General features: G+C 72.0%; 12 protein-coding genes. 10 read left to right on the forward strand and 2 right to left on the reverse strand.

Translation table 11 applies throughout. The features are described 5' to 3' along the window. Positions 1-42: 42 nt before the first annotated feature. Entirely contained in the window at positions 43-1,092 is a 1,050-nt protein-coding gene (trpD, locus tag ACQPXG_RS15880; RefSeq protein ID WP_433468450.1) for an anthranilate phosphoribosyltransferase, read from the reverse strand. Between the two features lie 56 nt (positions 1,093-1,148). Continuing rightward, the gene (locus ACQPXG_RS15885; protein WP_433468451.1) at positions 1,149-1,571 is read right to left on the reverse strand and encodes a hypothetical protein; all 423 of its coding nucleotides are present in this window, start codon (positions 1,569-1,571) and stop codon (positions 1,149-1,151) included. Between the two features lie 93 nt (positions 1,572-1,664). Here ACQPXG_RS15885 and ctaE point away from each other — a divergent pair, with 93 nt between their 5' ends. The 10 genes from ctaE (at position 1,665) to ACQPXG_RS15935 (ending at position 14,340) form a co-directional block, all read left to right on the forward strand. Next, entirely contained in the window at positions 1,665-2,321 is a 657-nt protein-coding gene (ctaE, locus tag ACQPXG_RS15890; RefSeq protein ID WP_433469975.1) for an aa3-type cytochrome oxidase subunit III, read from the forward strand. 45 nt (positions 2,322-2,366) lie between these two features. Continuing rightward, positions 2,367-3,278: a cytochrome bc1 complex diheme cytochrome c subunit gene (gene qcrC, locus ACQPXG_RS15895; protein ID WP_433468452.1), complete on the forward strand. Its 912-nt coding sequence runs from the start codon at positions 2,367-2,369 to the stop codon at positions 3,276-3,278. Continuing rightward, entirely contained in the window at positions 3,275-4,390 is a 1,116-nt protein-coding gene (gene qcrA, locus ACQPXG_RS15900) for a cytochrome bc1 complex Rieske iron-sulfur subunit (protein ID WP_433468453.1), read from the forward strand. Before qcrC ends, qcrA begins: the two co-directional genes overlap by 4 nt. Then, positions 4,387-6,021, forward strand: a complete 1,635-nt coding sequence (qcrB, locus tag ACQPXG_RS15905) for a cytochrome bc1 complex cytochrome b subunit (protein ID WP_433468454.1) — start codon at positions 4,387-4,389, stop codon at positions 6,019-6,021. Before qcrA ends, qcrB begins: the two co-directional genes overlap by 4 nt. An 85-nt stretch (positions 6,022-6,106) precedes the next feature. Then, a complete protein-coding gene (locus ACQPXG_RS15910; protein ID WP_433468455.1) occupies positions 6,107-7,285 on the forward strand; it encodes a glycosyltransferase family 4 protein in 1,179 nt (392 codons plus the stop codon). Positions 7,286-8,298: 1,013 nt separating this feature from the next. Further along, positions 8,299-10,443: a hypothetical protein gene (locus ACQPXG_RS15915; protein WP_433468456.1), complete on the forward strand. Its 2,145-nt coding sequence runs from the start codon at positions 8,299-8,301 to the stop codon at positions 10,441-10,443. Between the two features lie 46 nt (positions 10,444-10,489). Then, the gene (locus tag ACQPXG_RS15920) at positions 10,490-11,425 is read left to right on the forward strand and encodes a hypothetical protein (protein WP_433468457.1); all 936 of its coding nucleotides are present in this window, start codon (positions 10,490-10,492) and stop codon (positions 11,423-11,425) included. Further along, positions 11,422-12,933, forward strand: a complete 1,512-nt coding sequence (locus ACQPXG_RS15925) for a ferredoxin (RefSeq protein WP_433468458.1) — start codon at positions 11,422-11,424, stop codon at positions 12,931-12,933. Before ACQPXG_RS15920 ends, ACQPXG_RS15925 begins: the two co-directional genes overlap by 4 nt. Before the next feature lie 72 nt (positions 12,934-13,005). Continuing rightward, entirely contained in the window at positions 13,006-13,686 is a 681-nt protein-coding gene (locus ACQPXG_RS15930; RefSeq protein WP_433468459.1) for a DUF4142 domain-containing protein, read from the forward strand. An 18-nt stretch (positions 13,687-13,704) separates the two neighbouring features. Beyond that, positions 13,705-14,340: a DUF4142 domain-containing protein gene (locus ACQPXG_RS15935; protein WP_433468460.1), complete on the forward strand. Its 636-nt coding sequence runs from the start codon at positions 13,705-13,707 to the stop codon at positions 14,338-14,340. Positions 14,341-14,355 lie beyond the last annotated feature (15 nt).

The following is a 14,355-nucleotide window of genomic DNA, read 5'->3' on the forward strand; positions in this document are numbered from 1 at the left end:
CCGGGCGGCGCGGTCGTGCCGGGCCGCGCGGTCGGGCCCTGTTTACGCGCGCAGGCGCCGGGTGGTCTCGACCCAGCGGTCGAGGAGGGTGCTCGCGGCGCCGGAGTCGACGGCGACCGCGGCGCGCTCGTAGGCGTCCGCCAGGGTCCGGGTGAGCTCGGCCGGGGGCGGCGCGCCCTCGTAGGCGGCGATGAGCGCGGCGGCGTTCAGCAGCACCATGTCGCGGACGGGGCCCTGCCGCCCGCCGAACGTCTCGCGCGCCACGCGCCCGTTGAACTCGGCGTCGGCGCCGCGCAGGTCCTCCGGCTTCGCCGGCGGGATGCCGAGGTCGGCCGGGTCGAAGGTCGTCTCGGTCGCCGTGCCGTCGCGGACGACCCACACCGTCGAGGTGCCGGTGGTGGTGAGCTCGTCCAGGCCGTCGTCGCCGCGGAACACCAGTGACGAGCAGCCCCGGGAGGCGAACACGCCCGCCATCACGCCGGCCATCCGCGGGTGGAACACGCCCACCGCCTGGGAAGAGGGACGGGCGGGATTCGTCAGCGGGCCGAGGAAGTTGAACACCGTGGGCGTGCCCAGCTCGCTGCGGGTGCGCGAGGCGTACTTCAGCGCGGGGTGGTAGAGCGGCGCGAAGCAGAAGGTGATGCCGATCTCCCCGGCGACCCGCGCGGTCGCCTCCGGGGGGAGGTCGATGGCGACGCCGAGGTGCTCCAGCAGGTCGGCGGCGCCGCACGAGGACGACGCGGCGCGGTTGCCGTGCTTGACGACCCGGACGCCCGACGCGGCCGCGACCACCGCGGCCATCGTGGAGACGTTGACGGTGTGGGCGCGGTCGCCGCCCGTCCCGACGAGGTCGGCGATGGGCCCCGGCACGTCGATGGGCGTGGCGTTGTCCATCATGCCCTCGGCGAGGCCGGTGACCTCCTCGACCGTCTCCCCCTTGGCGCGCAGCGCGACCGCGAAGCCCGCGATCTGCACGTCCGTGGCCTCCCCGGCCATGATGCGGTTCATGGCCCAGGAGGTCTCCTGGCGGGACAGCGAGTCGCCCGACACAAGGGCGTTGAGCAGTGCGGGCCAGTTGGTGCGCGCGTCCATGTCCCCTACCGGGTCGTGCGGGTCTGCCGGGTCGTGCGGGCCTGCGTCGCGCGGGCCTACAGGGCCGGGAGGCGGTGCTGGAGGCGGTGGCGCATGAGGCCGGCGAGCGCCTGGGCGAGCGCCATCGGGTCGATGGGCAGGCTCACGACGGCGTCGGCGCGCGACCAGGTGGCGAGCCAGCCGTCGTCGCGGCGGCCGATGACGGCGAGGACGGGCGGGCAGTCGTACACCTCGTCCTTGGCCTGCCGGCACACGCCGAGACCGCCCGCGGGCTGCGCCTCGGCGTCCACGATCAGGACGTCGACGCCGCCCTGGTCGAGCCGCGCCACGACCGCCGGCTGGGTCGCGCACTCCTCGAACTCGACCTTCGGGAGGTCGGCTGCGGGGCGGCGGCCGATCGCCATCCGGATCTGTGCGCGGGTGTTCGCGTCGTCGCTGTAGACGAGAACCTTCATCGGGCTCTCCGGGGCGGTGCTCATGGACGTGAAGAGTACCGGGTCGGGGCGCCGGAGACACGCTCGGGGAACCCTAGGAGGGGGGTCATGCGTCACTCACTGGATGGGGGCGCAATAATGCTGCCCGTGACAGCATCCGCGATAGAGACAACACCTCACGCACGGGCGAACCGTCCCAATCTGGTCAGCGTGGGGACGATCGTTTGGCTGTCGTCCGAGCTGATGTTCTTCGCGGCGCTGTTCGCGATGTTCTTCACGATCCGCTCTGTGACGATCGGCCAGTCCGGCCACGACGCGTGGCCGGGCGCCCCGCTGGACCTGCCGCTGTCCGCGGTCAACACGACCGTCCTGGTGCTGTCCTCGGTGACCTGCCAGATGGGCGTGTTCAAGGCCGAGGCGGGCAAGGTCGGACGTGACGGCGGCCTGCTGAACGTGGCGCGCTGGGGTCTCCGCGAGTGGTACGTGCTCTCGTTCCTCATGGGCGCCTACTTCGTCGCGGGCCAGGGTTACGAGTACTCGCAGCTGGTCTCCAAGGACGGGCTCACCTTCTCGTCCTCGGCCTACGGCTCGGTGTTCTACCTGGCCACCGGTTTCCACGGCCTGCACGTCATCGGCGGCCTCATCGCGTTCCTGTTCCTTCTCGGACGCACCTACGCCGCCAAGAGGTGGACGCACGAGCAGGCGACGAGCGCGATCGTCGTCTCGTACTACTGGCACTTCGTCGATGTGGTGTGGATCGGCCTGTTCTCGGTCGTTTACCTGCTCGACCACTGACCTCACCCCGACCTACCCGACGACATGACCCGAACGGGGATTTCCGTGAAAAGGATCACCGCATGGCGACGGCGCCCGTGGGCGGGCTACGCCGTCGTGCTGGCGGCCCTGGCGGCGATCGGCGTGATCTACGCCGGCTTCTCGCCGCGGACTGACCGCGCCGAGGCGCAGAGTGCCGCCCAGGCGGCGCAGGATCTGAAGAACGGCCAGCAGCTGTTCAACAAGAACTGCGCGAGCTGCCACGGGCTGAACGCCGAGGGCACGAAGGACGCCAAGGGCAACTCGATCGCCCCCAGCCTGATCGGCGTGGGCGCCGCGGCCGTCGACTTCCAGGTCAGCACGGGCCGCATGCCCGCGATGAACCCTGGCGCCCAGGTGCCGCGCAAGACGCCGATCCCCGCCTTCGACACCTCGATCAAGACCGACTACGAGGACCCGAAGGAGCGGGCGGAGGCCGAGAAGCAGAAGGCGGAGGCCGAGAAGAACCTGGCCGACCTGCGCGCCTACGTCGCCTCGCTCGGCGGCGGGCCGGAGGTCCCCCCGGCGTCGGCCGTGGACCCGGAGAAGGGCAACGTCGCGCTCGGCGGGAAGCTGTTCCGCACCAACTGCGCCCAGTGCCACAACTTCACCGGCCAGGGCGGCGCGCTGACCGGTGGCAAGTACGCGCCTCCGCTGTCGAACAGCGACGTCACGCCCACTCAGATGTACGAGGCCATGCTGACGGGTCCGCAGGCGATGCCGGTGTTCAACGACACCACGCTCACCTCGCAGGACAAGCAGGCGATCATCTCCTACCTCGTCCAGACGCGCGAGGAGCCGAACCCGGGCGGTAACGGCCTCGGCCGCATCGGCCCGGTGACCGAGGGCCTGGCCGGCTGGCTGATCGGCATCGGCCTGCTGGTCCTGGCGGCCATGTGGATCACCGCGAAGAAGCCGAAGAAGCTGAAGAAGTCATGAGCGACGACGACAAGGACACGGCGGGCCAGAACGGCCCGCGCGACGGGGCGGCCCGCCGCGAACGCGTGATCGGCACGCCGTCCCCGGCGCGGGAGAAGGCGCTCCTCGCCGAGGACGACATCTCGGCGCCCGCGGGCGTGGGGGAGCAGCTGGACGAGGCGTCGGCCAAGCGCGCCGAGCGGATCGTCGCGACGTTCTTCCTGCTCGCGTTCGCCGCGAGCGTGACGTTCATCGCGTACTTCATCGGCTGGAGCGGCCGCGACGGCGGCATGCACGGCGTCACACGGGCCCGCGAGTCGAACCTGTGGCTCGGCGGCATGATGGCCCTGTCGTTCCTCGCGATGGCCGTCGGCATCACCATCTGGGTGCGCCGGCTGATGACCAGCAAGCCGATCGTCCAGGAGCGGCACGAGCTGGCCGCCGACGAGGAGACCCGGGCGGCCTTCACCGAGGACTTCCTGGAGGGCGCCGGCGACAGCGGCATCACCAAGCGGCCGCTGCTGCGCCGCACGCTGCTGCTGGCGGCCGCGCCGCTCGGCCTGGCCCCGCTCGTGCTGCTGCGCGACCTCGGCCCGCTGCCCGAGAAGCGGCTCCGCCACACCTTCTGGGGCGAGGCCGTCAAGAAGGCGCAGGCGGAGGGCAAGAAGGGCGTCCGCCTGGTGGTGGACGGCACCAACAGGCCGCTGCGGGTCAGCGACTTCTCCTCCCCGGGCTCGATGATCACCGTCCTGCCCGAGGGGATCGAGGAGGAGGTCCCCGAGGACCAGGTGCTCACGCAGAACGCCAAGGCGGTCACGATCCTCATCAACATCCCCGCGGACCAGTTCAAGCCCGCCAAGGGCCGTGAGAACTGGCACGTCAACGGGATCGTCGCCTACTCCAAGGTGTGCACGCACGTCGGCTGCCCCGCGGCCCTCTACGAGCAGACCACGCACCACATCCTGTGCCCGTGCCACCAGTCCACCTTCGACGCCACCGACGCGGCGAAGGTCATCTTCGGCCCGGCGGCGCGACCGCTGCCGCAGCTGCCGCTGGCGGTGGAGGACGGGTACCTCATCGCGACGAGCGACTACCACGAACCGATCGGCCCGAGCTTCTGGGAGCGCGGATGAGCGAGGCGACAGCTCCGAAGGCGGTCGAGGCCCCGCTGACGTTCCTCGACGACCGCCTCGGCTCGACGACCTTCTTCAAGCGGAACATGAAGAAGGTCTTTCCGGACCACTGGTCCTTCATGCTGGGCGAGATCGCCCTCTACTCCTTCATCATCCTGCTGCTGACCGGGACGTTCCTGACGCTCTGGTTCCAGCCGAGCATGAAGGAGGTCGTGTACGACGGCTCGTACACGAAGCTGAACGGCGTGCGGATGTCCGAGGCGTACGCCTCGACGCTGCACATCAGCTTCGACGTGCGCGGCGGGCTGCTCATGCGGCAGATCCACCACTGGGCCGCGGTCCTGTTCATGGCCTCGATCCTGGCGCACATGCTGCGGGTGTTCTTCACCGGCGCCTACCGCAAGCCGCGCGAGCTGAACTGGCTGATCGGCATCGGCATGTTCACGCTCGGCATGCTGGAGGGCCTGTTCGGGTACTCGCTCCCGGACGACCTGCTGTCCGGCACCGGCCTGCGCATCACGCAGGGTGTGGCGGAGTCGATCCCGCTGGTCGGGACCTACATCTACATGTTCCTGTTCGGCGGTGAGTTCCCCGGCCAGGACATCGTGCCGCGCCTGTACATGCTGCACATCCTGCTGATCCCCGGCCTGCTGCTCGGCATGGTCACCGCGCACATGATGATCATGTGGGTGCAGAAGCACACCGCGATGCCGGTCAAGAACCAGACCGAGCACCAGGTGTACGGCTACCCGTTCTACCCGGTCTTCATGGCGAAGACGGGCGCGTACTTCATGTTCACGTTCGGCGTGGTCGCGCTGCTGGGCGCGTTCGCGCAGATCAACCCGATCTGGCTGTTCGGCCCGTACGACCCCGGCGCGATCTCCTCGGGCTCCCAGCCCGACTGGTACATGGGCGTCCTGGAGGGCGCGCTGCGCATCATGCCGAACTGGGAGATCACCGCCTGGGGCCACACGCTCAGCCTGAACGTGCTGATCCCGGCGCTGGTGCCGCTCGGCATCGTGTTCGGCGGCGCGGGGGCCTGGCCGTTCATCGAGCAGTGGGTGACCGGCGACAAGCGGCACCACCACGTGAACACGCGGCCGCGCAACGCCCCGGTCCGCACGGCGACCGGCATGGCGGCGGTCACCTTCTACGGCCTGCTGTGGCTCGCCGGCGCGAACGACGTCCTCGCCGACAAGTTCCACGTGTCGCTGTTCGCCACGACGTGGTTCTTCCGGGTGACGTTCTTCGTCGGCCCCTTCCTGGCGTTCGTCATCACCAAGCGGATCTGCCTGGGCCTCCAGCGCAAGGACGCCGCCGTCATCGGGCACGGCGTGGAGAGCGGCGTGATCATGATGTCGCCGGAGGGCGCGTTCTCCGAGCGGCACGAGGCCGCGCGCGAGGAGGAGAAGGTCGTCATCCTGTCCAAGGAGAACAACCGGCCGGAGGCGCCCGCCCGCGACGCCAGGGGCATCCCGGCGCCCAGCACCAAGGGCCCGCTCGGGCACCTGCGCTCGCGGCTCAACCGCGCGTGGACCTTCGACGACGTCCCCGTCGAGGAGCACGAGCACGAGCACGGCGAGCAGCGGGAGATCGAGGGCGGCAAGACGTCGCAGGAGATCAGCCGCTGATCGCGACCGGTTCCGCAGGGCCCGTCACCGCACCGCCGGTGGCGGGCCCTTCCGCGCGCCGGGCGGTTCGTATGCTGGCCGGACGATGACCACGACGCTGTTCGTCACCAACGACTTCCCGCCCCGTCCGGGCGGCATCCAGGCGTTCGTGCACGGCCTCGCCGTGCGCCGCCCGCCCGGCTCGGTCGTCGTGTACGCCCCCGCGTGGAAGGGCGCGGCGGAGTTCGACGCGGCGCAGCCGTTCCCGGTCGTCCGGCATCCGGGGACGCTGATGCTGCCGGAGCCGGGCGTGCTGCGCCGGGCGGCGGACGTGCTGCGCGGCGAGCGCTGCGACTCGGTCGTGTTCGGGGCGGCGGCGCCGCTCGGCCTGCTGGCCCCGGCGCTGCGGCGGCGCGGGGCGGGGCGGCTCGTCGGGATCACGCACGGGCACGAGGCGGGCTGGGCGGCGCTGCCGGTGGCGCGGAGCCTGCTCGGCCGCATCGGGGACGGCGTGGACGTCCTGACCTACCTGGGCGAGTACACGCGGTCCCGGATGGCCAGGGCCCTGTCGCCGGCCGCCGCGGCCCGGCTGGCCCGGCTGGCCCCCGGCGTCGACGAGCAGCTCTTCCGGGCGGGCGCCGGAGGCGCGGACATCCGCGCCCGGCACGGGCTGACCGACCGTCCCGTGGCGGTCTGCGTGTCCCGCCTGGTGCCGCGCAAGGGGCAGGACGCCCTCATCCATGCATGGCCGCGCGTCCTCAGGGCGATCCCGGACGCCGCCCTGCTGCTCGTCGGCGGCGGCCCCTACCGGCGCGACCTCGAACGCCTCGCCGTCTCCCTCGACGTGGAGCGCTCCGTCGTCTTCGCCGGCGGCGTCCCCTGGGAGGAGCTGCCCGCGCATTTCGACGCGGGCGACGTCTTCGCGATGCCGTGCCGCACCCGGCGTCGCGGCCTGGACGTGGAGGGTCTGGGCATCGTCTACCTGGAGGCGTCGGCCACGGGACTGCCCGTTGTCGCCGGCGACTCCGGCGGCGCACCCGATGCCGTCCTGGACGGCGAGACCGGCGCCGTCGTCCCGGGCCGTTCGATCCCCAGGATCGCCGAAGCCGTGACGAGCCTGCTGTCGGACCCGGAACGGGCCCGGGCCATGGGTGAGAAGGGCCGTGCCTGGATCGAACGCGAATGGCGCTGGGACGTCCAGGCCGCCCGCCTGGGAGACCTGCTCGCGCCCGGGTCCGGAGGCCGGAGAAGTGATCCGGGGCGAGGACCCGCCCCCGCGCCGTAGGCGGGTCCTCGCCTCGGGGACCAGAGGCGGCCGGGACCGGTCGGCACGGACCGGCCCGGCCGTTCCGGCTACATCAGCCGGTACACCGGCCGGGTGAGCGCCCGCTCCGCCGGCGGGCGCGTTGTTCCGGGCTCGGGCGCCCTGAACGCCCGAGCCCGGAACAACGCCATGGGCTCGTGCCCCGCCCCCGGAGACCAGTTCCACGCGGACGCCCCTGCCGAGGTGGGGTTGTTTTGATCCGCTGCCGGCCGGCCCGGCGCCCCTGTGGGGGAGAACCTGGAGATGGGCGCGCCGCTTGGGACGGCCCGCAGGCCCGGATCGAGTCCGCGTGGACGGGAGCGCGGGGCACGACCCCGGCATCCGGCACCGTGGGGCCCGGCCCCGCGACGGTGCCCGGCCGCGGACGCGCAGGAGGGGTGAACGGCCCCTGGGCTGATCCCGTGTCGCGGTGATCGTGTCATTGGGGCCACCTCCTGCTGCTGCTGCTTGCGTCCGCGGTCGCTGACATTCCCGAAGCTAGAGCCCGGACGGCGCCGGCGGCAGCACGTTAAAGCGCGCTTAAGGAGCGGATCAGCCGTCGCTAAGCCGCCCTCCACGTTCGCCCAGGAAAACCGGCAAGCCATGCATGCGGGGACCCGGACACCATGCGCGAGTTCGCGGCGGACGGCCTGTGGCGCGCGGCGCGCCTGGTCACGGGCTCGGAATCCGTCGTCCGGATGCGTGAACATGTTTCGGATTTCGCGCGTACTCCTCTGGAGAGCGGAACCTCCGCGGGGGAGGGGCCGCAGGTTTTTTTCTGGAACCGACTAGCATCCGAGTGGCTCTTGGGGCGTATGCTCCCGGAGTGATCGAGCGGATTCGCGAGAATCCGTTCAGGGATCGTGGTGGGAGCGAGCGGGCTCCTACATCGCGGTCCCGACATGTCTCAGCGGGACCGCCGCCGGGCGACAGGCCCGGCGGCGCGGAGCCTACCGGCGTTCGCCGAGCCCTCCGTCTCCTCCACAGGAGAGGGCATGGCGCGACGCGATTACGGGCATGCGTCCCGGAGCCAAACGCATGCTGCACCGTGGGCGGAAACGCCTGGGCGCCCCAGCTCGCGATCCGAGCCCAAGCGCGGGCTCTGGTCCGAGGAGCCCCAGTGGCCCGAAGGGTCCTGGTGGTCGGAGCAGCCGGACTGGTCCGAGCGGGGACGGCCGTCCCGGCGCGAACCGTCCCGGCGCGAGATGAAGCGGCGCGAGGGCAGGGCTCGCACGCGCCGCTCCGGCGAGGGCGCCGAGCGGCCGCGGGCACGTGCGCGGCGGCCGGAGCCGCCCGCACAGCGCTCCGACGTTTTCGGTGCCCGCAACGGAGGCTCTGACGCGGGAACGGACCGTTCCGACCCCCGCGGCGGCGGCTTCAAGGCCCGCAACGAGCGTCCCGGCGCCCGCACGCGGCCCTACGACGCGCGCGACGAGCGTACCGACACGCGCACGCCGCAGTTCGGGACGCGCAACGAGCCTTCCGACGCCCGCACGCGGCAGTTCGACGCCCGTGACGTGCGCTCCGAGCCGCCTACGCCGCAGTTCGGGACGCGGAACGAGCCGCCCGGCGCCCGCACACGGCAGTTCGATGCCCGTGAGGAGCGGCCGGGCGGTCGCGCGCGGCCTTCCGGCCCGGGCAGCGAGCGTCCCGATGCGCGCACGCGGCAGTTCGACCTGCGCAACGAGCGTCCGGGGGGCCGGGCGGAGCGGTTCGACGCGCGCGCCGAGGGTTACGGTGCGGCTGGAGGACGCTCCGGCAGGGACCGCTCCCGCGACTTCCCGCCGCCCGGCGGACGGTCGCGCCGCCGGGAACGCGGCCGTTCGGAGCGGGGGCCCGAGCGCCGGCCGCAGGGACGCCCGGAGCCCCGGGGCCGCCAGACGCCGCCGCGCCCGGGCCCGAAGGCCACGCCGCGCCGCGGGCGGCGGCGCACCGACCGGATGGGCATCGGCGCGATCGTGCTGTCCACCGCCGTCGGCCTGTCCCTGCTCGGCATCGTCGAGCGGGCGCTGCTGGACGGCGGCCCCATCGGCGGCTCGTCCGGTCCCGTCGGCTCGCAGCGCGCGATCCAGCCGCCGAAGCCCGGCACCGGCACGTCCGCGCGGCCGCAGCAGCCGTCGCAGCAGCCCGGTGGCGGCGGCACCGCCACGGCCCCGGCCGGTCCCGACCTCGCGGTGCTCGCCGCCCAGGTCCGGAAACTGACCCTGGCGCAGCGCGGAACGGCCGCCAGGCAGGCCTACGGGGCCGCGCTGACGCGGAACCCTTTCGTGGACGCCACCCGCACGAGCGCCGACCGGACGTGGGTGTTCGGCACCACCGCGATCCCCGTCCCCGCCGCCAGCTCCGCCAACCCCGAGATCGCGTTCTACACCGCCCATTGGACGGGCAAGGAGTGGCAGGTCGGCCTCTCGGGCGGGAGGGCGTTCGCCGCCATGCTCGGGACGCTCCCCGCGAACATGATGTCGGCGTCGGAGGCGCGCCTCCTGCGCAAGTACGGGGCGCTGACCGCGGCGCAGGCCACCGCCCTCGTCAACGGGACGCGGACCGGCGACAAGCTGATGCTGCCGTGGAAGATCGGCCAGGCATGGTCGCTGACGACCTCCGACGACTCCCCGTCCGCGCGTCCGCTGGCGTCGCTGGCGTTCTCCGGCGGCGACGGCCGCGTCGTCGCGTCCGGCCTCGGGCGCCTCTACCGGTTCTGCTCCAGCCAGGCCGGCGCGCTCGTCATGCTGATCCACCCGAGCGGCCTCGCGACCACCTACTACGGCATGCGGAACGTGACCCAGCTGCGCGACGGCAGCGTCGTCGAGCAGGGCGACGTCCTCGGGCGCACCGGCACCTCCCGGCCCTGCGGCGGCGCTCCCGCACCCCGCGCCGAGGTCGCGTTCGGGCTGCGCCGCGGCGCCGCGCCGATCGCGCTCGACGGCGCCGTGATCGGCGGCTGGACGTTTCGGGAGCGCGCGAAGCCGCTCCTCGGCTTCGCCGAACGCGGCGTTCTCCAGGTGCTTCCCGGGGCCCTGCTGGCCAACCTCGGCCCGGTCCCCGCGGCGGACGACCCGCCGTCGTCATCGCCGTCCCCCCGCGCCACGCCGGAGGACGGCGCCGGACCGGCCGCCGCCCCGGCGCCGGCCGCAACATAGAAGAGGAGTCCGAGCGGTGCGAATTCGCAACAGTGATGATCCCGTGGTGCCCAGCTGGGCGCTTCGGCTGGTGCTCGCCGGCGCGGTCCTGGTGCTCGTCGGCGCGGCGACCCCGCAGGGTGCCGTCGCGGTCGCGAACGTGCAGTACTTCCTCAACTTCTACGCGGGCGTCTTCGCGCTCGTGTCCTACACCACCGCGGTGATGGTCGGAGTGCTGGCCACCGACAGGCTGATCCTGGAGATCCGGCACCGGGTGCTGGCACAGGCCGTACACCGCGCGGCCGCGACCATGGGAACGGCGATGCTGGTCGCGCACATCTCGGTGAAGGTGATGAACGGCATCGCCGCGCCGATCCAGATCGTCGTCCCGCGGGGGGCGGTCGGACTGGGCACGGTCGCCGCCTGGCTGATGTTCCTCACCTTGATCACCGGTGCGGTGCGAGCGCGGTTCGTGTCCCGCGGCAAAGCCTGGGTGTGGCGGTCGATGCACGCGCTCGTCTACGCGGCCTGGCCGATGGCGATCGTGCACGGCCTGATCACGGGGCGGCCCGCGGCGAACTGGGTGGTGCTCAGCTACGTGATGAGCGTCGTACTCGTCGTGCTCGCCCTGGTCACCCGCATGGTCGTGGTGTTCAAGCCGCGGGAGCTGTCCCGCGCCGGCGACGAGATCGACCCGTTCTCGGTGCCCGACGGCGCCGGACGCCGCCGGGACCGGCGCGCCATGGCGGAGCGGGAGCACGAGGAGGGACGCGTCGCCGCGATGGCGCGGGCCAGGGCGGGAGACGACCCCCGCGGCGTGTTCGACGACCCGCGCGGTCTGGACGACTCGCGCGATTTCGGCGACGCCCGCGACTTCGGGAACCGGAACTTCGACGACAGGGACTTCGGCTCCCGCGGCTACGACGACCCCCGCCGGACCGTCTCCGATCTGCGCGGCATGCCCGTGACCGGGCAGGGCGGTGACACCGAGGTCATCCGATGACCTCGACCGTCACCGTCTCCAACATCGGCGGCCCCCGGCTGACGCTCGGGTTCGACCGGTTCGACCGGCTGGACCTCGACCGGCACCTCGCGGTGCACGGCAAGCTCCGCGCGCCGGCGCTGGACGACCTGGTCCGCATGGCGGAGCAGATCGACCTGAGGGGGCGCGGCGGTGCGGGCTTCCCGTTCGCCCGCAAGCTGATGGCGGTCGCCGCGCGGGTCAACTACCCGACCGCGGACCAGACCGCGCTGCTGCCCGGGGAGAAGGGCGGCGAGCGCGGGTCCAGCGAGGACGTCGTCGTCGTGGTGAACGGCGCCGAGGGCGAGCCCGGCAGCTCCAAGGACAAGGTCCTGCTCGGCCGGGCCCCGCACCTGGTGCTCGACGGCGCCCAGATCGCCGCGAACGCGCTCGGCACCCAGCGGATCGTGCTGGCCGTCGAGAGCGACGAGGCGGCCCGGTCGGTCCGCGCCGCGATCAGCGAGCGGCGGATGCCGGCCCGGGTCGTGCGGCTGACCGAGCGGTTCATCTCCGGGGAGAGCGGCGCGGTGATCCGCGCCATCAACGGGGAGACGCCGATCCCGCCGGGCGTCAAGGTCCGCGCGTCCGACGCCGGGGTGGACGGCTACCCGACGCTGCTGTCCAACACCGAGACGTTCGCGCAGCTCGCCGTGCTGGTCTCGCTCGGCTCCGACCTCTACGCCTCGGCCGGGACGGAGGACGAGCCGGGCACCACGCTGCTCACCATCGGCAAGACCCAGGTCGTCGAGGCGCCGCTGGGCACGCCCCTGCAGGCCGTCCTCGACCACTGCGACGTGCCGCCGTCCCCGGGCGTGCTCGTCGGCGGCTACCACGGGATGTGGCTCGACCCGGCAGGCGTGTCGAGGGCGGTGCTGTCGCGCGCCGGGATGCGGCGGGTCGGCGCGACGGTGGGCGCGGGGATCATCCTGCCGCTCACCCAGGGCACCTGCCCGCTCGGCGAGGTCACCCGGATCGCCTCCTACCTGGCCGCGCAGTCCGCCGGGCAGTGCGGGCCGTGCCGGCTCGGGCTGCCCGACGTCGTCCGGTCGCTGAACGCGCTGACCGAGGGCGCCGGGACGGTGGAGGACGTCCGCCGTGCCGCCGGCGTCGGCCGGGGCCGCGGCGCCTGCACCCACCCGGACGGGACGGCCAGGTTCGTCCTGTCCGCGATGGAGGCGTTCGGCCCCGACATCGACGCGCACCGGTGGGGCGCCGGCTGCGGCATGTCGACCTACGGCGTGCTGCCGCTCCCGGTGCCCGACGGCACGGAGGGGCGGGTGGCGATCGACTGGAGCCGGTGCGACGGGCACGGCCTGTGCGCCTATCTCGTCCCCGAGCTGATCCAGCTCGACCGGTACGGCTTCCCCGTGGTGCTCGGCACCGACATTCCGTCGTGGATGGAGAAGGACGTCCAGAAGGCGGTCGCGATGTGCCCGGCATTGGCGCTGCGCATCGTCGACGGCGTCCCGGGAGCACCGTTGAGGCGGTGAATTGCGGCCGTGCGGGAAAACGAATTCAAGTGGACACTGTTGAACCCGTCGTCGACGCGGTGCGTATTTCCTATGGACTCCGTGCTGTGGGCGACGGAGACCACGAGAGACGGAGGAGGAATTGTGAAAAGCTCCTACGGAATGGATGAAACGCGCAGGCCGCGCCTTCTCCAGAGGCGGGGGTTCCTGCTCGTGGGGGCCGGCGGCGCCGTGGCGGCCGCCGTCGGGGTCGTCATGAATCCGGTCGGCCTCCCCGCCAGCGGCGCGGCGAACCTCGGCGGCACCGTGAACACCAAGTGGGGACCGCTGAGCAGCCAGGACAGGACGGTTCTCGTCAAGGTCAGGCAGGCCAATCTGTGGGAGATGCCCGCGGGCCAGCAGGCTCAGCAGCGTGCGTCCTCCCCGCGGGTGCGGGAGGTCGCCGGGATCATCTCGAGCCAGCACATACAGCTGGACGTTGCCACCAGGGACGTCGCGGAGGAGCTCGGCGTGCTCCTTCCCGTCGAACCCAACGGGGCGCAGAAGAGCTACCTGAGAGAAATGTCGGCCAAGTACGGCGCCGACTACGACAAGACCTTCGTGCTGCGGCTCCGCGCTGCCCACGGGCAGGTATTCCAGCTTCTCGCCAAGGCCCGCGCGCAGACCGAGAACACGAAGATGCGCCCCTTCATCGAAGCCGGGATGAAATTCGTCAACACCCACATCTCGCTGCTGGAGAGCACGGGCCTGGTTCCCAGGCGCGCTTTGCACTGAGGAGGCGGAGGAAGAGCCATGAAGAATTCCTACGGAATGACTGAAGTGCGATGGCTCTCGCGCCTTGGCCGGGGGCGCGCGCTCATGATTCTGGCGACCGCGGTCGCCATAACGGCCGCCCTTGTGGCCATCATGAATCCGATCAGAGCCCCCGCCAGCGGTGTGGCGAATACCGGTGGCACCGTGAACACCAAGTGGGGACCGCTGAGCGCGCCGGACAGGGGGCTGCTCGTCGAGGTCAGAAAGACCGCCCTGTGGGAGATGCCCACGGGTCAGCAGGCTCAGCAGCATTCCGAGTCCGCCCGGGTGCAGAAGGTCGGGGAGACCATCTCGACGCAGCACTTGCAGAGTACGGACCCTGATGTCCGCTATGTGGCGGAGCAACTCGGTGTGCTGATTCCCAACGAGCCCGACGGCACGCAGAGGAACTGGCTGAGGGAATTGTCGGGCAAGTTCGGTGCCGACTACGACAAGACGTTCGTGCAGCGGCTCCACGCCGCGGACCGGAAGGTGTCCCAGCTCATCTCCAAGGTTCGTGCGCAGACCAATAACACCTTGATCCGCGAGTTCTCCGAACGCGCCCTGAAAATCGTCAACACGCACATTTCTCTGCTGGAGGGCACGGGCCTGGTCCCCAGGCGCGCGCTGCACTGACATCCACATCCCACC

The organism is Spirillospora sp. CA-128828 (assembly GCF_050945415.1).
In the GTDB taxonomy this organism is placed as follows: domain Bacteria; phylum Actinomycetota; class Actinomycetes; order Streptosporangiales; family Streptosporangiaceae; genus Spirillospora.